The sequence below is a fragment of the Vibrio litoralis DSM 17657 genome, from assembly GCF_000426765.1.
GTDB lineage: Bacteria > Pseudomonadota > Gammaproteobacteria > Enterobacterales > Vibrionaceae > Vibrio > Vibrio litoralis.
In genome coordinates this window covers 263442-284874 of record NZ_KE384566.1, presented here as the reverse complement: position 1 = coordinate 284874, position 21433 = coordinate 263442, and the positions used below count along the sequence as shown (strand labels likewise).

At 40.8% G+C, this 21433-nt stretch carries 17 protein-coding genes; 8 read left to right on the top strand and 9 right to left on the bottom strand.

The window, feature by feature from the left end:
- Position 1 precedes the first annotated feature (1 nt).
- The 3 genes from nagC (at position 2) to asnB (ending at position 4822) form a co-directional block, all read left to right on the top strand.
- On the top strand, positions 2-1216 hold the full coding sequence (gene nagC, locus K358_RS0111645; RefSeq protein ID WP_027696990.1) for a DNA-binding transcriptional regulator NagC: 1215 nt from the start codon (positions 2-4) through the stop codon (positions 1214-1216).
- Between the two features lie 92 nt (positions 1217-1308).
- Positions 1309-2931, top strand: coding sequence for a cation:proton antiporter family protein (locus K358_RS0111640; protein ID WP_027696989.1), 1623 nt, complete (start codon positions 1309-1311; stop codon positions 2929-2931).
- Between the two features lie 226 nt (positions 2932-3157).
- A complete protein-coding gene (asnB, locus tag K358_RS0111635) occupies positions 3158-4822 on the top strand; it encodes an asparagine synthase B (RefSeq protein WP_027696988.1) in 1665 nt (554 codons plus the stop codon).
- A gap of 73 nt (positions 4823-4895) precedes the next feature.
- On the opposite strand, the gene rfaH is transcribed toward asnB, so the two are convergent.
- A complete protein-coding gene (rfaH, locus tag K358_RS0111630; RefSeq protein WP_027696987.1) occupies positions 4896-5384 on the bottom strand; it encodes a transcription/translation regulatory transformer protein RfaH in 489 nt (162 codons plus the stop codon).
- 361 nt (positions 5385-5745) lie between these two features.
- Between rfaH and K358_RS0111625 the strand changes: the two genes are divergently transcribed.
- On the top strand, positions 5746-7245 hold the full coding sequence (locus K358_RS0111625) for a peptide MFS transporter (RefSeq protein ID WP_027696986.1): 1500 nt from the start codon (positions 5746-5748) through the stop codon (positions 7243-7245).
- 111 nt (positions 7246-7356) lie between these two features.
- Here the strand turns inward: K358_RS0111625 and hemH are convergent, their stop codons facing one another.
- From hemH to htpG, 3 genes are all read right to left on the bottom strand, one after another.
- Positions 7357-8325 carry a ferrochelatase gene (gene hemH, locus K358_RS0111620; protein ID WP_027696985.1) on the bottom strand — a complete coding sequence of 323 codons (969 nt, stop codon included), beginning with the start codon at positions 8323-8325 and terminating at the stop codon, positions 7357-7359.
- A 138-nt stretch (positions 8326-8463) separates the two neighbouring features.
- Entirely contained in the window at positions 8464-9108 is a 645-nt protein-coding gene (gene adk, locus K358_RS0111615) for an adenylate kinase (protein ID WP_027696984.1), read from the bottom strand.
- 172 nt (positions 9109-9280) lie between these two features.
- Positions 9281-11206, bottom strand: a complete 1926-nt coding sequence (gene htpG / locus K358_RS0111610) for a molecular chaperone HtpG (RefSeq protein WP_027696983.1) — start codon at positions 11204-11206, stop codon at positions 9281-9283.
- Between the two features lie 233 nt (positions 11207-11439).
- On the opposite strand from htpG, the gene K358_RS0111605 reads away from it, so the two are divergent.
- The 4 genes from K358_RS0111605 to K358_RS0111590 all read left to right on the top strand — a co-directional run bounded on the left by K358_RS0111605 (position 11440) and on the right by K358_RS0111590 (position 15307).
- Entirely contained in the window at positions 11440-12294 is an 855-nt protein-coding gene (locus K358_RS0111605) for a winged helix-turn-helix domain-containing protein (RefSeq protein WP_027696982.1), read from the top strand.
- Between the two features lie 8 nt (positions 12295-12302).
- Positions 12303-12809, top strand: coding sequence for a regulatory protein ToxS (locus tag K358_RS0111600; protein ID WP_038150128.1), 507 nt, complete (start codon positions 12303-12305; stop codon positions 12807-12809).
- 116 nt (positions 12810-12925) lie between these two features.
- Positions 12926-13840, top strand: a complete 915-nt coding sequence (locus K358_RS0111595; RefSeq protein WP_027696980.1) for a TIGR01777 family oxidoreductase — start codon at positions 12926-12928, stop codon at positions 13838-13840.
- Between the two features lie 612 nt (positions 13841-14452).
- Complete coding sequence (locus K358_RS0111590) at positions 14453-15307, top strand: co-chaperone YbbN (protein ID WP_027696979.1); 855 nt, start codon at positions 14453-14455, stop codon at positions 15305-15307.
- A 44-nt stretch (positions 15308-15351) separates the two neighbouring features.
- On the opposite strand, the gene cueR is transcribed toward K358_RS0111590, so the two are convergent.
- The 5 genes from cueR to zipA form a co-directional block, all read right to left on the bottom strand.
- On the bottom strand, positions 15352-15747 hold the full coding sequence (gene cueR / locus K358_RS0111585) for a Cu(I)-responsive transcriptional regulator (protein WP_027696978.1): 396 nt from the start codon (positions 15745-15747) through the stop codon (positions 15352-15354).
- Positions 15748-15837: 90 nt separating this feature from the next.
- On the bottom strand, positions 15838-16620 hold the full coding sequence (locus K358_RS0111580; protein ID WP_027696977.1) for a hypothetical protein: 783 nt from the start codon (positions 16618-16620) through the stop codon (positions 15838-15840).
- Between the two features lie 77 nt (positions 16621-16697).
- Positions 16698-17756 carry a porin gene (locus tag K358_RS0111575; protein ID WP_027696976.1) on the bottom strand — a complete coding sequence of 353 codons (1059 nt, stop codon included), beginning with the start codon at positions 17754-17756 and terminating at the stop codon, positions 16698-16700.
- Between the two features lie 491 nt (positions 17757-18247).
- Positions 18248-20263: an NAD-dependent DNA ligase LigA gene (gene ligA, locus K358_RS0111570; RefSeq protein ID WP_027696975.1), complete on the bottom strand. Its 2016-nt coding sequence runs from the start codon at positions 20261-20263 to the stop codon at positions 18248-18250.
- Between the two features lie 105 nt (positions 20264-20368).
- The gene (gene zipA, locus K358_RS0111565; RefSeq protein ID WP_027696974.1) at positions 20369-21289 is read right to left on the bottom strand and encodes a cell division protein ZipA; all 921 of its coding nucleotides are present in this window, start codon (positions 21287-21289) and stop codon (positions 20369-20371) included.
- Positions 21290-21433 lie beyond the last annotated feature (144 nt).

Genomic DNA, 21433 nt, shown 5'->3' with positions numbered 1-21433 from the left:
AATGAATGGCGGACAAATTGGTAATGTAGATTTAGTTAAACAACTTAATAGCGCGGCAGTATATCGCCTAATTGACCAACAAGGTCCAATTTCGAGAATACAAGTTGCCGATGTTAGCCAATTAGCCCCCGCCAGTGTCACTAAAATCACTCGCCAACTACTTGAGCGAGGATTGATCAAAGAAGTAGCGCAGCAAGCCTCCACTGGGGGTCGACGCGCTATTTCTTTAACCACCGAAACCACCCCTTTCCACTCAATTGCCATTCGTTTAGGCCGGGACTACATCCAGTTAAGTATCTATGACTTAAGTGGTCATGAGCTTGCTAATCATCACGCCGCTTTTAAGTACGATAAGCAACAAGATCTACTTGAAGGCTTAGTGCTACACACCAAAGCATTCATCAATCAACACAAAGATACTATCGAGCAATTAATTGCTATCGGTGTCACTCTTCCTGGCTTAGTTAACCCTGAGACTGGGGTGGTTGAATACATGCCGAACACCGAGATCGATAACCTTTCTTTAGGTAAATTATTAAGCGATACATTTGAAGTTGAGGCCTTTGTCGGTAACGACATTCGCGGCTTAGCACTGGCTGAACATTATTTTGGCGCCAGTCGTGACTGCCAAGATTCTATCTTAGTAAGTGTTTATCGCGGTACTGGTGCTGGCATCATAGTTAACGGTCAAGTATTCTTAGGCTCTAATCGCAACGTAGGTGAAATCGGCCACGTACAAATCGAACCGCTGGGCGATCGCTGCCAATGTGGTAACTTTGGTTGTTTAGAAACCATTGCCGCTAACCCAGCAATTATTGCTCATGTACAATCACGACTTGATCAAGGTTTCCCATCAAGCTTATCCCATGTCGATAAGCTCACCATGAGTGTGATTTGTGAACATGCCAATCAAGGGGATGACCTAGCTAGCCAAGCACTTATCCGTGTTGGCCACTACCTAGGTAAAGCCATCGCCATGACGGTTAACTTATTTAACCCACAAAAAATCATTATCGCTGGTGAATTGGTCAAATCGAAAGATATTATCTTTCATGCCATTCAACGAAATATTGAAAGCCACTCACTCACCACTTTCCACAAAAACTTACCGATTGTGGAATCTAAACTGTATGAACACCCTACCATTGGGGCATTTGCGATGATCAAACGTGCAATGCTTAATGGTGTGTTACTACAAAAATTACTGGGTGAGTGAGATAAATAGCAATATTTTAAAATGGTTAAGTATATAATTCCTACGGGTATATCCATTGATATACCCGTTTTTTATTTTAGGGAAAAGAATACATGGATATCTTGCTTATTATCGCCGCTTTTGTTTCCGGCTTTATCGCGCTCAAATGCAATCTTCCACCATTAATCGGTTTTTTGATTGCAGGGTTTGGCTTGCAGTATGCAGGCTTTACTAGTAATGAAACCATCACTACATTATCCGATTTAGGTGTCACTCTTCTGCTATTCACTATCGGGCTAAAGCTCGATGTGAAAACCTTACTCGCTAAAGAAATTTGGGCCAGTGCTACTTTGCATAATGTGTTATCAACCACTTTCTTCACTTTAGCCCTACTAGGTTTAAAAACTATCGGAATAGGCCTATTTAAGGATGTAGATGCGGCTCAAATATTGTTACTTGGCTTTGTACTATCCTTTTCCAGCACCGTATTTGCGATTAAAAGTTTAGAAGAAAAAGGCAGCATGAACTCCACCTTTGCCACCATATCAATTGGTATTTTGGTGATGCAGGATATTTTTGCGGTACTTTTCCTCACCATCTCAACCGGTAAACTGCCTGAATGGTACGCGCTAGCGCTTTTTGTCCTTCCTTTCCTTCGCCCACTTTTTTACAAAATCCTCAACAAGTGTGGCCACGGCGAGATGCTCGTCTTATACGGATTTTTTATGGCACTCGTCATGGGGGCTGGGCTTTTCAAACTAGTTGGAATGAAGGCGGATTTAGGTGCGTTAATTTTAGGTATGCTGCTTGCGGGTCACTACAAAGCATCGGAGCTCTCTAAATCTCTCTTTAACATAAAAGAACTCTTCTTAGTCTGCTTTTTCTTAAACATTGGTTTATCAGATCCCCCTACTCTAGATGGCTTTATTCTTGCTCTGCTATTGCTTTGCCTATTACCAATTAAGGGCGCTCTGTACTACGTCGTCATAAACTTGTTTAAGTTCCGCGTGCGCACTTCCCTACTTGCCTCGCTTACTCTACTTAACTACAGCGAATTTGGACTCATTGTCTCAGGCCTTGCTTATAAACTCGGCTGGTTACCCGGTGAAATGATGATCGCAATTGCCATGGCTGTCTCTTTATCTTTCATTATTGCTGCACCAATCAATAATATGAGTCATAAAATTTATCGTTACACATCGCATTGGTTAAGAGAGCAAGCGGATGAAAAACTACACCTTAGAGACAAACGTATTAATCCAGGGCATGCCCAAGTACTTATCCTAGGTATGGGCCGAATTGGTACTGGTGCTTACGATGAAATTCGTACCCGTTATGGCAAAATCAGCTTAGGCATCGAAACTCGTTCAGATGTGGTACATACACATAGAACCAGTGGTAGAAACGTCATCCAAGGCGATGCAACCGATTCTGATTTCTGGGAGCGTATTCTTGATATTGCCAATGTAAAACTAGTGCTGCTTGCTATGCCCCATCACCAAGGGAATCAATCGGCACTCGAGCAATTAAAAGCGCGTAATTACCAAGGGCAAATTGCAGCGATTGCCGAATATCCAGATCAGGTGGTTGAAATGACAGAAAATGGCGTCGATGCTGCCTTTAATATTTATAACGAAGCCGGTGCGGGTTTTGCTCGCCATGTGTGCGACAAGCTGAATCCGCAATTTAAGACCATGCAGCCAGGTGATTGGGATACCAGCAATAATTTAACTTAGTCATCATCGATTAGGATAAAAATCGACCCTAAGTGGATTTTATTCATCAAAAAGTTAAATCTTGCGAATAATATTCACATAACTTGCTTTTGTGTAATTAATTTAATAATGATTGGTTGCTTTTTTTATTGATCATGGCAAATTGGCTTTAACAGACTAAATTAGCTCTTACAAACTAATGAGCTCTTACAAACTAAAAGTTTAAACGGATTTTAAGGAAGAGAGTATGTGTTCAATTTTTGGCATTTTAGATATTAAATCGGATCCAACCCCACTACGCCCATTGGCGCTGGAAATGTCTAAAAAACTTCGTCACCGTGGCCCAGACTGGTCAGGTATCTACGCTTCAGATAAAGCAATTCTAGCTCACGAGCGTCTATCTATCGTAGGTTTAAACAGCGGCGCACAACCTCTGTATAGCGAAGATAAAAAACACATCTTAGCGGTGAATGGCGAAATTTATAACCACAAAGAAATTCGTGCTCGCTATGCTGACAAATTCAACTTTCAAACCGATTCTGACTGCGAAGTTATCCTAGCGTTATACCAAGAACTAGGTGAAGACTTACTAGAAGAGCTAAACGGTATCTTTGCTTTCGTTTTATACGATGAAGAAAAAGACAAATACTTAGTTGGCCGTGACCACATCGGTATTATCCCTCTTTATCAAGGTTACGACGAACACGGTAACTACTACGTTGCCTCTGAAATGAAAGCTCTGGTTCCTGTTTGTAAAACCATCAGTGAATTCCCTCCAGGTAGCTACTACGGTTCTGATGATGCTGAGCCTGTTCGCTACTACCAACGTGATTGGATGGAATATGCAGCCGTACAAGGTAACCTAACAAGCAAAGAAGACTTAACTAAAGCACTGGAAGATGCGGTGAAACGCCAGCTAATGACGGATGTACCATACGGTGTATTGCTTTCTGGTGGTCTTGACTCTTCTATTACTTCTGCGGTTGCCAAACGTTTTGCTGCCATGCGTATCGAAGATGACAGCCAATCTCAAGCTTGGTGGCCACAACTGCACTCTTTTGCGATTGGTCTAGAAGGTGCGCCTGATTTAAAAGCAGCTCGTGAAGTGGCAGATAAATTGGGTACCGTTCATCATGAAATGACCTACACGGTTCAAGAAGGCATCGATGCCATTCGTGACGTGATTTATCACATCGAAACCTATGATGTCACTACGATCCGTGCTTCTACTCCAATGTTCCTGCTTGCGCGTAAAATTAAAGCGATGGGTATCAAAATGGTTCTTTCTGGTGAAGGCGCCGATGAAATCTTTGGTGGCTACTTGTACTTCCACAAAGCACCAAATGCTAAAGAATTCCATGAAGAAACGGTACGTAAGCTACTTGCTCTGAACATGTTTGACTGTGCCCGAGCTAACAAATCATTAGCAGCTTGGGGTGTTGAAGGACGCGTTCCATTCTTAGACAAAGAGTTTATTGACGTTGCAATGCGCTTAAACCCTGAAGACAAAATGTGTGGCAACGGCAAAATGGAAAAACACGTTTTACGTGAATGTTTTGAGCATTACTTGCCAGAGTCGATCGCATGGCGTCAAAAAGAACAGTTCTCCGATGGCGTAGGCTATAACTGGATTGATTCTTTAAAAGCACAAGCAGAAGAAAAAGTAACTGATCAACAACTAGAGACCGCAGCATTTAAATTCCCATACAACACGCCGACAACCAAAGAAGGCTATGTATATCGTGAGATTTTTGCTGAATTATTCCCTCTAGAATCAGCGGCAAAATGTGTACCGGGTGGGCCATCAGTAGCCTGTTCATCAGCGACTGCGATTGAATGGGATGAATCATTTAAAAACAACGCCGATCCATCTGGTCGCGCCGTGAAAGCAGTCCATAACGACGCTTATTAAATTTAGCTTAGAAAGCATATAATCTAAAGCCTACCAACTGCGAGCAACCTCTGGCATTGGTAGGCTTTTTTGATCACCAATCAACATCGGTATTTTCAATTTTAACTTTAACTTTTTGATTAATAAGAGTGATCAGTAAAATTGAACGTTTTTCGCCATCCGCTTCTTGGTAGATAGCATCAAAACCAGAAAATTGCCCAGAGGTAATATGAACCATTTGGCCAGACTCTGGAGTATTGCTGTAGTCTGATTCATCAATCTGATGTGATTGTAGGTGTTCAATCAAACTTTTAGGAACTTTGTACGGCTGTGCACCAAAGCGAACGAAATCCACAACGCCTCGAGTGGAGCGAATAGTGGTAAAACTCGGCCCTTTTTCAGGCTCTATCGCAATGAATATATAAGAAGGGAAAAGAGGCTCTTGGAGTCGCTGTCTCTTACCTCGCAGGACCTTTTCGATCTCAATTTCAGGGTAATAGCATTCAACATGCTGATTTTCTAGGTGAGCACTTGCCCTTTTTTGCTCCCCTCTTTTGCAATAAAGTAAATACCACTCTTTCATTAGCTACTCCCTAAAAAATTTTATCTATCCTAACAGGATGAAAATACGATGCACATCCACAGAGCTCATATTCACTATTCTCAACGCTTACTAAATCATCACCCGTGATATCATCGCTCAAAAAACGCTCAAACAGTAAGCAAATGTAAAAATAATGGTTTCAGATCATTGTAGTTTCAAATTTTGAGCTGTATATATAATGGCAGTATTAGATTCTGTGATCCGCATCATTATAAAAACTAATACATAATGTAACGAGAATAGATAACAATAAAAGCTAATTATAAAACAAAAACAAAAACATTATATGGGTTTAAGTTTAGGGAAAACCTAGATAAACCAACACTAGATGGAAAATCAAATGACAACACAACAAGTCACGGTTTCAAAGACTAAGTCATTTATGACTGTGTCCATGATTGAATTATGGGAACGATTTGGCTACTACGGTATGCAAGCACTGATCGTTTACTTCATGATTCAACGCCTAGGGTTTGAAGATTCACGCGCAAACTTAGTATGGGGTGCTTGTGCCGCATTAATTTATGTTTCACCAGCAATCGGTGGCTGGATTGGCGATAAAGTCTTAGGTACTAAACGTACCATGATCATGGGTGCATTTATTCTGGCTCTTGGTTACGCGTTAATGACACTGCCGTCTGAAAACACTTGGGTACTCTTTTTTGCACTCGGTGTTATCGTCGTCGGTAATGGTATGTTTAAACCAAACGCTGGTAACCTTGTACGTAAAATCTACGAAGGTGATGACTCTAAAATCGACAGTGCATTTACTATCTATTATATGGCGGTAAACATTGGTTCAACGGTTTCCATGCTATTAACACCTTGGGTTAAAGACTACGTCAATGAAAACTATCACAATGAGTTCGGCTGGCACGCAGCGTTTGCGGTTTGTTGTGTAGGCTTATTAGTTGGTTTGGCTAACTTCTTTGTAATGCGTAATACTTTAGGCGTTTACGGTTCTGAACCAGATACTAAACCTGTCGATGGTCGTAAACTTACTTTCGTTCTATTAGGCTCGGTGGTTGCGGTTGCGATCTCTGCGGTTATTTTGGAATATCAAACTCTTGCTCGTATATTTGTTTACCTTGCTGGTATCGTTGTTTTAGGCATTTTCACTCATCTAATTCGAAGCAGTGAGCAACATGAGCGTGCCGGTCTTATTGCCGCATTGGTTCTAATTATACAAACGGTTTTCTTCTTTATTTTCTACCAACAAATGTCTACCTCATTGGCGTTATTTGCACTGCGTAACGTTGATCTGAACTTCACTGTTTTTGGTAGCCATATATTAACTTGGTCTCCAGCTCAGTTCCAAGCATTGAACCCTATTTGGATCATGCTACTTAGCCCGGTACTTGCGCTTGTTTACACAAAAGCAGGTAAGAACAATAAAGACCTTTCTATTGCTGCAAAATTTGCTTTAGGTTTTGCTGTTGTAGCCATTGGTTTCTTTGTTTATGGCTTTGCAGGTAACTTTGCGGTTAACGGTAAAACAACCTCTTGGGTGATGATCATCGGCTACGGTGCATACTCGCTAGGTGAATTACTAGTAAGTGGCCTAGGTCTTGCGATGATTGCCCGTTATGCTCCTGAGCGCATGGGTGGCTTTATGATGGGAGCTTATTATGTTGCTTGTGGTATTTCACAATACTTAGGTGGTGTAGTGGCTAACTTTGCCAGCATTCCAAAAGGTATGACTGATCCATTAGAAACATTGGATATCTATACTACCCTATTCAACAAGCTAGGTATGGCAGCGGTAGTTTGTACCTTTATTGCATTAGCTGTTCTACCCTTAATGCGCCGCCTTGATAAAAAACACCAAGGTATTCAATAGCCCACCATAGATTATGGTTAACAACTGAACCCTCAACGTGTAAAAAATACCGCACAATTCATCTGAACTGTGCGGTATTTTTATGTTAGATAGCCAGGTAAATTCAATACATTATTGCGTTGAACGAATCAAGTCAGCCATCATTTCAATATGTTCATCCGAGTCATTTAAGCATTCAATATAGCGGTAGCCTTGCCCACCAGCGTCTTGATAGATGTCTTTACATTCAATGGCAATTTCTTCCAAGGTTTCAATACAATCACAAGCAAAAGCCGGTGAAATAACATCTAAGTTGGCAAATTTCTTGTCCGCTAAGCTTTCGAGCGTTTTATCGGTATAAGGTTGCAGCCACTCTTCTTTTCCAAAGCGGGATTGGTAACTCATGCCTATTTGCTGTTGCGATAAGCCCAGCTCAAGACGCAACAACTCTGTGGTTGTTTCACAATGCTTGGGATAAACATCACCTTGATTGGCGAGGCGTTGCGGGATCCCATGATAGGAACACAACAAGTAGTCACCCTGACCATCCTTCTGCCAATGTGCGCGCACCTTAGTTGCTAATGCTTTGATATATAAAGGATGGTCATAATAGTCACGAATGAAATGGTATCCTGGTAAAGCAATCATTTTTACTAAACTACGTGATAGCGCATCGGATACCGCCGCCGTGGTGGTACTCGAATACTGAGGATATAGAGGCAGTACGGTAATCGTATCGCAGCCCTGCTCAATCAGCTTATTAATGCCACTTTCAATACTAGGGTTACCATAAGTCATCCCGAGTTCTACCGGGAGCTGAAGCTTCTGTGCAAGCTTTTCGACTTGGCGCTTTGAATACACCATTAAAGGCGACCCTTCATCCATCCAGACTTGCTGGTAGACTTTAGCCACTTTAGGTGAGCGTAACGGTAAAATCACACCATTGAGTAAAGGCCACCAAAGTAATCTCGGGATACTCACAACACGTTTATCACTCAAAAACGGTTTTAAAAAATCTTTAACCCCTTGAGCTGATGGGGATTCTGGCGTTCCAAGGTTGACTAATAAAACGCCTGTTTTGTTTACGACTGATTTGCCCATCCTCGACCTCTACAAAAAGATATAAAAAAAGCGACATTACGAATAATGTCGCTCAATATAACAAAAATCTTACTCGCTCACTTATCTATTTTGCCTATCAAATCAATCGTTAAATAGACACTAAAGTGAGCCTGAAAATTAAGATAATGCTTTTTCGATGTCAGCACTGACTTCTGAAACTTGCTTAGTACCATCAAATTTCAAGTAAGTTGTCTTTCCTGCTTCTGCTTCTTTGCTGTAATAAGCAATAAGAGGTGCAGTTTGCTCGTGGTAAACACCTAGACGAGCACGTACTGTTTCTTCTTTATCATCATCACGTACTACTAGATCTTCACCTGTTACGTCATCTTTACCTTCCACTTTAGGTGGGTTGTAAGTAACGTGGTAAGTACGGCCAGATGCTAGGTGAGCACGACGACCCGCCATACGCTCAACAATCACGCTGTCAGCAACGTCAAATTCGATCACGTAATCCACTTCAACACCAAGCTCTTTCAAGCCATCAGCTTGAGGGATAGTGCGAGGGAAACCATCTAGTAAGAAACCTTTTTCACAATCCGCTTGTGCAATGCGCTCTTTGATAAGACCAAGAATAATGTCATCAGAAACGAGTTGACCCGCATCAATAACCGCTTTCGCTTGCTTGCCCATTTCAGTGCCAGCTTTAATAGCAGCACGTAACATGTCGCCGGTTGAAATTTGTGGAATACCAAACTTGTCCATGATGAATTGAGCTTGAGTACCTTTACCAGCACCCGGAGCACCTAAAAGAATGATGCGCATGTATATTCCTCTTATTTTAAAATTTTTATACCGAAGCTCACTGTAATGAAGATCACCACGGTAAGTTTCGGTATAAGGATGAAGTCAGTATATCCTTGTTGTATCAAAAAATACTGACTTGTTACAAAACTGAGGCCGGAATTTTACCACAACTTCCGGCCTTATTTCATTTTTACTTAGTAAGAAGTGCGTTGATTGCACCGACAAAGTGACTTGGATCTTCCATTGCGCCACGTTCTGCGAGCATAGCTTGACCAAGTAACACTTCAACCCAACGACCAAAGGCTTCTTCATCTGCCTCATCTGCCATGCGCTTCACTAACGCATGATTAGGGTTTAATTCGAAGATGTACTTCACTTCTGGGACTTCTTGTCCAGCCGCCGCTAACAGTTTCGCCATCTGTGTGCCCATTTCATAATCATCGGTCACTACAACCGCTGGCGTGCTTGCAAGCTTGAAGGTCGTACGAACTTCTTTTACTCGGTCACCCAAGTAATTTTTAGTACGCTCAACGACAGATTTGAACTCTTCTTCCGTTTCTTTCTGTTGTTCTTTCTCCGCTTCATCTTCAAATTTAGACAGATCAAGACCCGCTTTAGTGATTGCTTGGAATTGCTTGCCATCGAACTCGGTTAAGTAGTTCATTAACCACTCATCAATGCGATCAAACATCAGAATCACTTCCAGACCTTTCGCTTTAAATTGCTCTAGGTGTGGGCTGTTTTTCGCCGCAGCGTAGCTATCAGCCGTTAGATAATAAATTTTATCCTGACCTTCTTTCATACGCTCAACATAAGAAGCCAAAGATACGGTTTGCTCTGAATTATCAACATGAGTCGAGGCAAAGCGCATTAAACCGGCAATTTTCTCTTTATTTGAGAAATCTTCTGCCGGCCCTTCTTTTAGAACAAGACCAAACTCTTTCCAGAAGTTTTGGTATTTTTCTTCATCACGGTTGGCCATTTTTTCCAACATACCAAGCACACGTTTAGTACACGCACTTCGTAGCGATTGAGTGATCTTGTTATCTTGCAAAATCTCACGAGACACGTTTAATGGTAGATCGTTAGAATCAATTAAGCCTTTTACAAAGCGTAAGTAAGAAGGCATAAACTGCTCAGCATCGTCCATAATAAAAACGCGTTGTACATACAGTTTCAAACCAGCTTGATGATCACGGTTCATCATATCCCAAGGCGCTTTCGATGGGATATATAACAAGCTAGTATAATCGTTCTTACCTTCAACCTTGTTATGGCTCCAGATCAGTGGGTCGGCAAAGTCATGCGAAACATGCTTATAGAACTCAATGTACTCTTCATCATTGATTTCGCTTTTCGCGCGCGTCCATAAGGCTTGAGCTTTGTTGATTTGTTCCCAAGACGCTTCTTTTTTAGTGACTTTAGTGCCGTCTTCATTTTCTTCGCCAGTTTCAACGTCTTTTTCTGTCCAAATAGATACAGGGATACCAATATGGTCAGAGTACTTACCAATCACATCACGCAGACGATATTCATTTAAGAATTCTTTACCCTCTTCGCGCATATGCAAAATAATATCGGTACCACGTGTTTCTTTGGTGATGTCTTCAATCGTGTAATCACCTTCACCGGCAGAGTGCCACTGCACAGCTTTATCCGCAGGTAAGCCTGCCGCGCGAGTGCGAACCGTGACTGCATCCGCCACAATGAAAGCTGAGTAGAAGCCTACCCCAAATTGACCAATTAATTGAGAGTCTTTGCTTTGGTCTTCTGATAATTTAGAAAAGAAGTCTGCCGTACCCGATTTAGCAATCGTCCCTAAGTGCTCAATCACATCTTCACGTGACATACCAATACCATTATCAGAAATGGTCAGCGTATTGGTTTCACTGTTGAAAGATAGTTTTACGCCTAGGTCAGCATCACCTTGGTACAAATCTGCATTCGATAATGCCTGAAAACGGAGTTTATCTGCCGCATCAGAGGCGTTGGAGATTAGCTCTCGCAAGAAGATTTCTTTATTAGAATACAGGGAGTGGATCATCAAATGCAGTAGTTGTTTTACTTCTGATTGAAATCCACGTGTTTCTTTATTTGTTGTCATTGTATCGCTCATTAGAACTCCACTCTTGTTTGTACAGATGGTATTACAAAATTGTTTGTTAAAAACTTACTCTACAAATTTGGGCGGGCGAATATAAATTCAAGGTAAAAATTCATCAAAACCGTGTTTTTCTTATCATTTTTCATTATCATAAAGGTGAAAAACATCACAAAATCTAAATTTCGCTAATTTTTAGCTGTGCGAAAGGTCGATTTCAACCAATTTCTGCTACTGAGAAAACCTAAATGACCAATATAGGCACTAAATATATTCTTGCCCAAAAGTTCATATTCGATCCTAATAGCAACACGCTAAGCGATCTCAATGATGACAACAATATCGTACGTTTAGGAAGTAATGAAAGCCGTATACTTTTGATCTTGATCGAAAACTCAAATCAAGTGGTGAGCCGAGATCAATTGCATGAGTATGTATGGCGAGACCAAGGATTTCAGGTCGACGATTCAAGTCTTACTCAAGCAATTTCTACGCTTAGAAAAATGCTACAAGACTCCACCAAGTCTCCACAATTTGTGAAAACAGTACCGAAACGAGGCTATCAATTAATCTCTTCGGTCGATATTGCGACTCAATCACAAGCACATGACATAGCCGATAAAGCAGAAGCTCTGGATTCTGAATATGACTCAGCGGCGACTCATAATATTGAAGAAGCAAAGCAAACCACAAATTTAAGTCAGAATACCGCTGCCAGCACCAAAGAAACATCAACTAAAGCAGAAGCTAAGAACCCTGCTTGGCTTTATTTAGTTTGGGCTCTCATCGTTCTATTACCTACCTTAGCGTGGGTGAGCGAAGTGCCTGATAGCAATGAGCTGACTAAAATTGAAATGGAAAACGATATTCCACTTTTTGTACCGGCAAACCAGCCACAAATCGATCAATGGTTGCCAATTATAGAAAGGTGTACCGAGGCTTATCAAAAACATGTACCGACAACCCTCTCACGAGTGATCGCAACCGGTGGTGAAAGTGAGCATATTGCTTTGAATTACATCTACCCTCTCAAAGACACCGAACAAAATAAAACCATTGTATTGTTTGTTAACCAAACGAACTTTGAATCCCTTTGTCAATAGAGGCTAACATGAAAAAAACAATATCGATTATCGCACTTGTTGTCGCTCTAATAGGCTCATGGAACTATTGGCAGGGTGATATCAAACTAAAGCAAAAACTGACTTCAAAAGAGTGGCAATCCACGACGATTGCTTATATGAACTTTTGGGATCAAAAAATTCAGCATCTAGATAAGGCCAGTATTTCATCAACCGTTAAGTACCTGCCAAACCAGACATATATCAAAAACTCGACGCTAGTTTTTACGAGTAAAGATATCGAGAAGCCGGTAGAAATCGTCATTTCTGAATCTGGAAACTGGGAGCTCAGCGACCATTACTTGATTATTGATGCAAGCGAATTTAAAGATATTTCAACTACCCCGATCACTCAAATAACACCAGAGCAAGTCGAGAAATTGAAAACACTATTTAAGATCAATGCCCAACAAAGCCGAAAAATTGACGTAGTCAATGACCGTACTCTATTGCTAACCAGTTTAGCGCATGGCTCGACAGTTTTATTCTCTCAATAATACTTCCTCCTAATGACATAAGGGAAAGTTAACCGCTTGCCTAACTTTTCTTACCTCACATTGGATGGGAGTGCCCACATGAAAGCTATAATAATAGTGACAAACAAGGAGAGGTTATGCATATATTAATCACTGGAGGAACAGGTTTTATCGGCTGTGAGTTAATTAAACATCTCACGGGTCATCAGATTACAGTGTTGACTCGCTCTCCGAAAAAAGCAAAATCAGCGTTAAAACATACTGATTTTTCTAATATTGACTATATCGATAAATTATCCAGCTTCTCTGATCTTAATCATATTGATGTGGTGATTAATCTAGCAGGTGAACCGATCGCCACCAAACGTTGGACCACAACTCAAAAACAAAAAATTTGTGCTAGCCGCTGGGGCACTACGCAGCAATTAGTTGATCTCATCAATAAAAGTACCTCCCCTCCCGAATGTTTTATTAGCGGCTCTGCGATAGGCATTTATGGCGATAAAGATAAACAGCAAGTCTATGAAAATACGGCTCTTGCAACGTCTGGTTTCCCTTATAAAGTTTGCCAGCGATGGGAAAACATTGCCATGCAAGCGCAAAGTAAAAACACTCGAGTCTGTTTACTACGTACAGGTATTGTTTTAGGTTCCGATGGCGGTGCTCTTGCAGCTATGCTACCTCCATTTAAGTTAGGTGTTGGAGGGAAGATGGGGAATGGTAAGCAATATATGCCATGGATCCATTTGCAGGATGCAGCTCGTGCAATTACCTACTTAATCAATCATAAAAAAGCCGCTGGTATCTTTAACCTTAGTGCCCCTCATCCTGTCACCAACCTAGCATTTAGTGATGCCTTAGCAAAAACACTCAAGCGCCCCGCAATCATCACAACACCTAAATGGATGATGAATCTGATCATGGGCGAATCTTCACAATTGCTTTTTGATAGTGTCAGAGCTAAGCCTAAGCATCTTACTGAATTAGGCTTTATCTTTACCTTTTCTCACTTAGAGCCCGCATTAAAGCAAATTTTATCCAGTAGAGATTAATATACCCAAGTGACTTCAAGATGCAGAATTCAGAGCTTTCATCCAAATCTTTAGGTAAGGAAGATTGGCGAAGGAATGTAAGCACCTTTCAAACCAATCTGACGCGGCATAAAGGTTTGAATGAAGCTCCCGAAGGGCAAGTTAAAACAAGCTTTATGCCGCGTTAAATTGAACAGAGATAGAATAACTATGATCATATTCAATTTGCCTTGCTTAAAGCTTGTTTTATTCTTGCTGAAACTCGCACCTTGAAGTTACTTGGGTATAAACCCCATGTCATTAAACCTTAATATTTATGTGTCATTATTCAAAAATAGAGAGGCGATGATGGAGTAGTTTAATGACCCTCAACCAACTTAACTGGCTGTGTATAGCCATTGTATGCACTATTTTTTTGATATTCTAATGGCAGAAAAGCTTTTCGAGTATTAATATACCCAAGTGACCTCAAGATGAAGCTCCAGAAGGGCAAGTTAAAACATCAAACAAGCGGCTTTGACCTTTATCTTATTACCCTACTACCTTGAATTATCATAGTGGCGACCTCATTGTTATATAAATGATTTAGGCCTCCCGAGCCTACTACACCCAAGTGACTTCAAGGATATTGAGATGCAGCCAGAATTCATCATTGAACTTAATGAACAAAATTTCCGCCCAACGATAGAACTTTCTCAGCAACAGCCTGTTCTTATCCACTTTTGGGCACCATCGGTGGCTGAAAGCACTGTTGTTATCAATGAATTACAAACACTTGCCAATCAATATCAAGGCGCATTCACGCTCGCTTTTCTTAACTGCGAAGCAGAGCCAGCTTTAGCCTCTCAATTTGGTGTCCAGTCTCTCCCAACGATTGCTTTGTTTTCTAATGGTCAAGCGGTCGATGGCATGGCTGGGCCTCAAAGTATTGAAACCATCACAACTATGTTGGTGAAACACCTTCCAAGCCCAGAAGATTTGGCTCTTAAATCTGCCATTGAAGCAATGGAGAACAAGCAACATCAAGAGGCCTTAACCGCTTTACAGACATTACCGGAAAACTACACTTCACGTGGTGATATCAAGCTCGCCATTGCCGATTGTTTATTAGAGACACAACAGTTTGATCTTGCTAAAACACAATTAGCCAGCATTCCACTTGAATACCAGGATAATTATTACAAAGGCTTAGTGGCAAAATTAGAATTGCATGAACAGGCGGCAGACAGCCCTGAAATTCAAGCACTAGAATCACAATTTGCAGAAGATCCAACCAATCTAGCATGCCTATGTGATTTAGCTCTGCAATATCACCAGGTCGCACGAGATGAAGAAGCTCTACAATTATTGATGGGCATTTTGAAGAAAGATCTCCATGCTCGTGATGGAGAAGTCAAAACGGTGTGTATGGATATTTTATCTGCACTAGGTCAAGGAAATGCTCTTGCCTCTAAATATCGCAGACAACTTTATTCACTACTTTACTAGGCGTGATATCAGCGTGTACTTGTATTATAAAGTACTGCGCCAGTCTATTTCTGATTGCCCCTTAAGTTATCGATTATTGGGCAATCGGGATTCTCATCTCCCGGGCAATCATTTATCCACTGAGTCAACTGCTTCTCGATCTTTTGCAGTTGCGATAATTTTTCTCTTACCTCAACAAGTTTCTGCTTAGCTGTTACTTTCACATCACAGCTATGGCGAGTAGGATCATTAGCTAGATCAACTAAGCTTTTACACTCATCTAAGCTAAAACCAACCATTCGTGCTCGCGCGACTAATTTAAGCTGCTCAACAATTTCATCTGTGTAATATCGATAACCATTTTCACCACGCAGTGGTAGATTAATCACCTCTTTCGATTCATAAAAACGAATAGACTTTGCCGACAACCCAGTTAATTTCGCTACTTGGCTAATGTTCATGATTATCCTCCAAAATAAAATCGACCATAAACAGAGGTTATGATCGATTCAAAGTATACCATGTAGAGTTATCGAATTAGTGAGTGAATCTTACTCAACTTTCAGTAACCAAGTGAGGATTTGGCTTCTTTGCTCTTCAGATGCCTTTTTATACCAGTAGTCCAACATTTCACTTGGCTTACCCGTTGTTTTTAGGTCTGCAGAAACTTGTTTACGATTTTGGAAAGCCCAAGATGAGAAGGCTTCTTTTTCTGCTTGTTCGGCTTCTTGATACCAATACTCAACCATTTCTTGTGGTTTACTGATTTCAGATTTAGGTGCTCCCACTTGAAGAGTCGCATTACTATGTTCTGCCCCTTCATTAAAAATAGCTTGGATATAACCGGCTGGTATTTTGTACTCAACGACTGAAGAATCATTAGATGTTGCAATTTGGTATTCAAGACCTTCTGTCTTAGCTTTTTCTAAAGTCGCCATATCAATAGGAAATGTCACATACTGTGTCGTTGTACAATTATCATTACAAGTTTCACTAGTAACTTTATAAGCCTTAAGTGGCACACTTTTCCCATTATAACGAGCTTCTTCATAAAGATTATATGTTTTAAAATATGTCATACTCATAGCTACATATGACGATTCGATATTGGTCGCACCCTGCTTGGGGAAAATAGCGGTAATATTCGCGGCACTATTTAATATCTGACTGTTACTAACTAATATATCACTTGTTGTGAAAGCTTTTCCTTTAATTTCAGTAAAATTAGAGCGTTCTTTCACTGATTGAATCGCATCGGAATAGTCACCATCATCTGCAAAATTTGCACATGATGCTAAAAATAACGTGGACAACACCAAACATATCTTTTTCATAAATTCACCTACAGCTATAAAAAGAAACGCTGGCCTAAGCCAGCGTCAGGTTCACGTATTATACCGATAAAAAAGGATTAAAAACCGTATTCAATACCAACACGTGTTACAAGGTCTGTATCATTCGTTGTAGCATCTTGGTGTGTTTTACGACCGGCAACACGAATATAAGGAACAAACCCATTGATTGTCATCATTAACTGACCAGAAATAGTGCTTGCGTCATCATCTTGCTCAATACCACCCTTATCTGAATCTAGATTTGCAGCATAACCTAACTTAAAGCCAATATTTTCGTACCAGTACTGACCAATAATTGAGTAAGAGTCTTGGGATAGATCATCAGCACTATTTGCAGCATTCACTTCTTCATGCTTAAAGGCTGCTGAAAGACCAAAACCCGCCGGAAGAGCTAGATCAAAACCTGCGATGTAAGCAAAGTTATCATCGCCTTCCACGCCTTTAAAGTTATTACCAGCTTCAACCGCCCCTAATAATGTTAATTTATTTATTGTATATCTAGCGTTCAGACCACCAAAATAAGAATCACGTGTTGCTGTACCACCACCAAATGCTCCAGAATCTCGACCTACAGACGCGGCAAAAGTAAAGCCTCCATAATTCAGTGAATCATATCGAATTTGGTTAGATTGACGGTCATAAGTCCCTTGAACACCGCCCCAATCAAATACACTTCCTAAGCCTGGATTAGAGAAAGGCCAGTCAACAATTTCATACATTGGCGTCAGCATACGGCCAAAGCGAACTTTACCCCAGCTATCACCTTGTAGACCAACAAACGTATCACGGAAGCCAAGGACACCACCTGGATTACCACCTTGACCCCAATCAGTATTATCAACATAACCTGATTCGATTTGCATAAATACATTTAAACCATCAACAATATCTTTACCTGCACGGAAACCAATACGTGATTCATTTTCAATTACAGCTCCCGTACTATCACTACGGTTATCTGTAACGTTGTAATTCACAACAGAAATAGCTGCTACACCGTATGCTTCAACAGTAAAATCGGAGTTGATACCAATTTCAGCTGCGTTAGCTGTACCAGTAAATGCTGCAGCAGAAACTACAGCGCCAAGTAGCGTACGTTTAAAAATTTTTTCCATGGAAAAGCTCCTAAAAAATGGACATAACTGTTTTATTTCACCTTGAAGCTTTAAGTGGCCGCCGAAAGCAACAAGGCATTCTTCCTATTAATTTGCTTAGTAAACTAACTAAACAAAAATTTTCTGTTTTTAATGTTCGCACACAATGTGTACCTACGAGATTAAGACTAACTTCGCTGCGCAAAACATCAACAATAAGTTAAATCTTTAACAAAAAAACATGAGCGAGTGCAAAGTTCCCTTACATTGGTGATCAATATCACAAAGTACCAATAAAAATATAACAACTAAAAATCAACAACTTAAGCAAAGACAAGAAAGCAAGCCCAATTTCAACACCACAACAAGCATTCACGATAATCACCCTATAGCCAGGCATGGATAAATAAATCAAATATAAGGAAACATTTGTGAATCAGTAAATACAGAAAAGGCCCCCTACTGGGAGCCTTTTCAAAAAATAGCGACTTAATTAACAATTTAAATAAAGATCAACTATTCAGTATTTCTAATAACTGCTCTTCCGTTTGAACCTCAACCCCTAGCTCCTGAGCCTTAGTTAGCTTAGATCCTGCCGCCTCTCCAGCAAATAAAATATCCGTTTTTTTCGATACACTTCCCGCCACTTTCGCCCCTAGAGCCTGTAGTGCTGCTTTAGCATCATTACGATTTAATTGACTGAAAGACCCGGTAATCACCACGGTTTTATCTTTAAGGGGTAATGAATCAGGATCGGAACTTACTTCAACTTCAGGCCAGTGAATTCCTTGACTTATAAGATCATCAATCACTTTTTGATTATTTTCTTCTGAAAAGAAATGCACGATATGCTCAGCCACAACTTGACCAACATCTGGCACTTCAATCAAATTATCTTTAGTTGCCACCCTAACTTTATCTAAAGTATGGAAGTGTAATGCAAGGTTTTGTGCTGTCGCTTCACCAACTTCGCGGATCCCTAACGAGTAGAGAAAACGTGGCAATGTCGTTTGTTTTGCTGCCTCTAAAGCGTTGACGATATTCTGCGCCGACTTAGGTCCAAGTCTATCTAAAACCGTAATCACACCCGCAGATAACTTAAATAAATCCGCTGGCGTTTGAACCATTTCTTTTTCGACTAGTTGCTCAATAACCTTGACCCCTAGTCCGTCCACATCCATAGCTTTACGGGACACAAAGTGCTTCAATGCTTCTATTCGTTGCGCTTGGCAGATCAAACCGCCAGTACAACGAGTAACCGCTTCACCTTCAATTCGCTCAACATCTGAATGACAAACCGGACATTGAGTCGGATAGATAACACGAACAGCATCTTCAGGACGTCTGTCAGGCACTACGCCAACAATCTTAGGGATCACATCGCCAGCCCGACGAACAATCACTGTATCGCCAATATGCACATCTAAACGCTCTATTTCATCAGCATTATGTAATGTGGCATTGCTGACCGTCACGCCTCCGACATAAACTGGCTCTAACTTAGCAACAGGCGTCACCGCCCCGGTACGACCCACTTGAAACTCCACATCATTTAAACGTGTCATTTCTTCTTGGGCTGGAAACTTATAAGCAATCGCCCAGCGAGGCGCTCGTGCAACAAAACCTAACTCTTCTTGTAGAGCAATGTCATCAACCTTGATTACTACACCATCTATCTCATAAGCAAGCTCGCTACGACGCTGCAAAATATCTTGATAATAAGCTTTTACATTTTCCAGCCCTTCAACCACTTTCGTCTCTGGACACATAGGTAGCCCCCAAGATTTTAGGGTTAAAAAACGTTGATAATGGCTGTGCGGTAATGTTCCACCTTCAACAACACCAACACTATAGGCGTAAAAGCTTAATGGCCGAGTGGCGGTCACTTTAGAGTCGAGCTGTCGCAAACTACCCGCAGCGGCATTACGTGGATTAGCAAACGGCTTAGTACCATTTTTTAGCGCTTTTTCATTAAAGGCATTAAAACCATCAAGAAGCATAAAAACTTCACCGCGTACTTCAATACGCTGTGGCCAGTTGTTACCTTGTAGTTTGAGCGGAATTGATTTGATGGTCTTTACGTTGGCGGTAATGTTTTCACCGGTCGCACCATCACCACGAGTCGCCGCTTGGACTAAAATACCATTTTCATAAAGCAAACTAACCGCTAGACCATCCAATTTTGGCTCACAACAATAAACATCACATTGCTTATTCTTTAAACGAGTGGCGATCTTTTTATGGAAATTATCTAACTCGGGTTCTTCAAATGCGTTATCTAATGAAAGCATAGGTATTTCATGCTTTACTTGGGTGAATCCGTCAAGAGGCTTCCCACCCACTCGCATTGATGGAGACGAATCAGAAGCAAACTCTGGGTTCTCTTGCTCTAATGCGATTAACTCCCGCATTAAGCGGTCATATTCTGCATCGGTAATTTCAGGATTATCTTCAACGTAATAACGGACACCATGATGATGAAGTGTCTCTCTTAATTGCTCTATTTTTTTCTCAATTTCGCTACTCATGGTCTTTACCTGATAGTACTTATTTCTAAAAAAATATATTCATAAAAAAGGCCCCTATGAAGGAGCCTGAATCTTCGTTTCTAGTATTCTTGCATTGCCAGCGGTTTATTCAGCTTCGGTGCTACGAGCAACATAATCGCGAATTTGCTGACGATAAGCCGATAGTCTATTCGGCGTCATTAGATTGCGTTTATCATCTAAAACATTTGCACCTAAATCATCGGCAATTTGTTGAGCAGTTTTCAGCATAAGTTTGAAGTTTTGTTCAGCATCGCCGTAACAAGGTAATGTCATAAAGAACGAAATACCTTTGGTAATAAATGTTGCAGGGTCATCATGAGCGAGTGTTCCCGGATTCATCATGTTTGCAACACTAAATAAGACCTTTCCTGTGCCTGACGTATCGGTGTGGCAGTGGAAAATATCCATTGCACCATAATGCAAACCATGTTGCTGCATACTGTTAAATAACTGAGTACCAACAAACTCGGATGAGCCCGCCGCATGTACATGGAAAATAATCACTTCCATGTCATTTTTATCGGTTTGTTCGTTCTCTTGTGATTCTTTTGACTGAGAGCCAGTTGCAGTTGATTCTGTTTTATCCTGCTTCACTTCAGGGTCAGTAATATTTTCATTGGCGGTGACTTGTTCCGGCTCAGAAAATGGGGCTTGTGTTTTAACAGTTTGATCTTGAACTTCCACTTTTACCGCTTGGTCAGGAGCAACATCATCCGTCGCCGCAAAAGAAATATCCGACTCGCCAAATAAAGGATCGATATCTTCTTCTGACTCATCAATATGAAAAGCTGGTTCTTTACGTTCTTTAACCGGAGTGGCGTGAGAAACGATACCTTCTTGTGCATCATCAGCAAGCGGAGTATTGACCTTAGGCTCCATTTTATTCAAAGGTTTATCAGCAAACTTTGCTTTACCTTCTTTCTTACTCGTCCATATACCATGTACCAGCAAACCTGCAATCGCCAGCCCACCTACAATAATGAGTACTAGTCGCAATTCCTGCATTTATCACTCTCAACTATTAATATAATTACCGAAACCATCACTCAACTTGTTGAATTACAAAAGTCACCTTGGATGCTTAATTGTGTCTTATCATGCCATAGAAATGGCTAAATGAGTGGTTTGTATATAACTATTGATTACTTT

Coding starts and splice junctions, on each gene's coding strand:
- nagC (WP_027696990.1), top strand. CDS start 2: ATGAATGGCGGACAAATTGGTAATGTAGATTTAGTTAAACAACTTAAT.
- K358_RS0111640 (WP_027696989.1), top strand. CDS start 1,309: ATGGATATCTTGCTTATTATCGCCGCTTTTGTTTCCGGCTTTATCGCG.
- asnB (WP_027696988.1), top strand. CDS start 3,158: ATGTGTTCAATTTTTGGCATTTTAGATATTAAATCGGATCCAACCCCA.
- rfaH (WP_027696987.1), bottom strand. CDS start 5,384: ATGAAAGAGTGGTATTTACTTTATTGCAAAAGAGGGGAGCAAAAAAGG.
- K358_RS0111625 (WP_027696986.1), top strand. CDS start 5,746: ATGACAACACAACAAGTCACGGTTTCAAAGACTAAGTCATTTATGACT.
- hemH (WP_027696985.1), bottom strand. CDS start 8,325: ATGGGCAAATCAGTCGTAAACAAAACAGGCGTTTTATTAGTCAACCTT.
- adk (WP_027696984.1), bottom strand. CDS start 9,108: ATGCGCATCATTCTTTTAGGTGCTCCGGGTGCTGGTAAAGGTACTCAA.
- htpG (WP_027696983.1), bottom strand. CDS start 11,206: ATGAGCGATACAATGACAACAAATAAAGAAACACGTGGATTTCAATCA.
- K358_RS0111605 (WP_027696982.1), top strand. CDS start 11,440: ATGACCAATATAGGCACTAAATATATTCTTGCCCAAAAGTTCATATTC.
- K358_RS0111600 (WP_038150128.1), top strand. CDS start 12,303: ATGAAAAAAACAATATCGATTATCGCACTTGTTGTCGCTCTAATAGGC.
- K358_RS0111595 (WP_027696980.1), top strand. CDS start 12,926: ATGCATATATTAATCACTGGAGGAACAGGTTTTATCGGCTGTGAGTTA.
- K358_RS0111590 (WP_027696979.1), top strand. CDS start 14,453: ATGCAGCCAGAATTCATCATTGAACTTAATGAACAAAATTTCCGCCCA.
- cueR (WP_027696978.1), bottom strand. CDS start 15,747: ATGAACATTAGCCAAGTAGCGAAATTAACTGGGTTGTCGGCAAAGTCT.
- K358_RS0111580 (WP_027696977.1), bottom strand. CDS start 16,620: ATGAAAAAGATATGTTTGGTGTTGTCCACGTTATTTTTAGCATCATGT.
- K358_RS0111575 (WP_027696976.1), bottom strand. CDS start 17,756: ATGGAAAAAATTTTTAAACGTACGCTACTTGGCGCTGTAGTTTCTGCT.
- ligA (WP_027696975.1), bottom strand. CDS start 20,263: ATGAGTAGCGAAATTGAGAAAAAAATAGAGCAATTAAGAGAGACACTT.
- zipA (WP_027696974.1), bottom strand. CDS start 21,289: ATGCAGGAATTGCGACTAGTACTCATTATTGTAGGTGGGCTGGCGATT.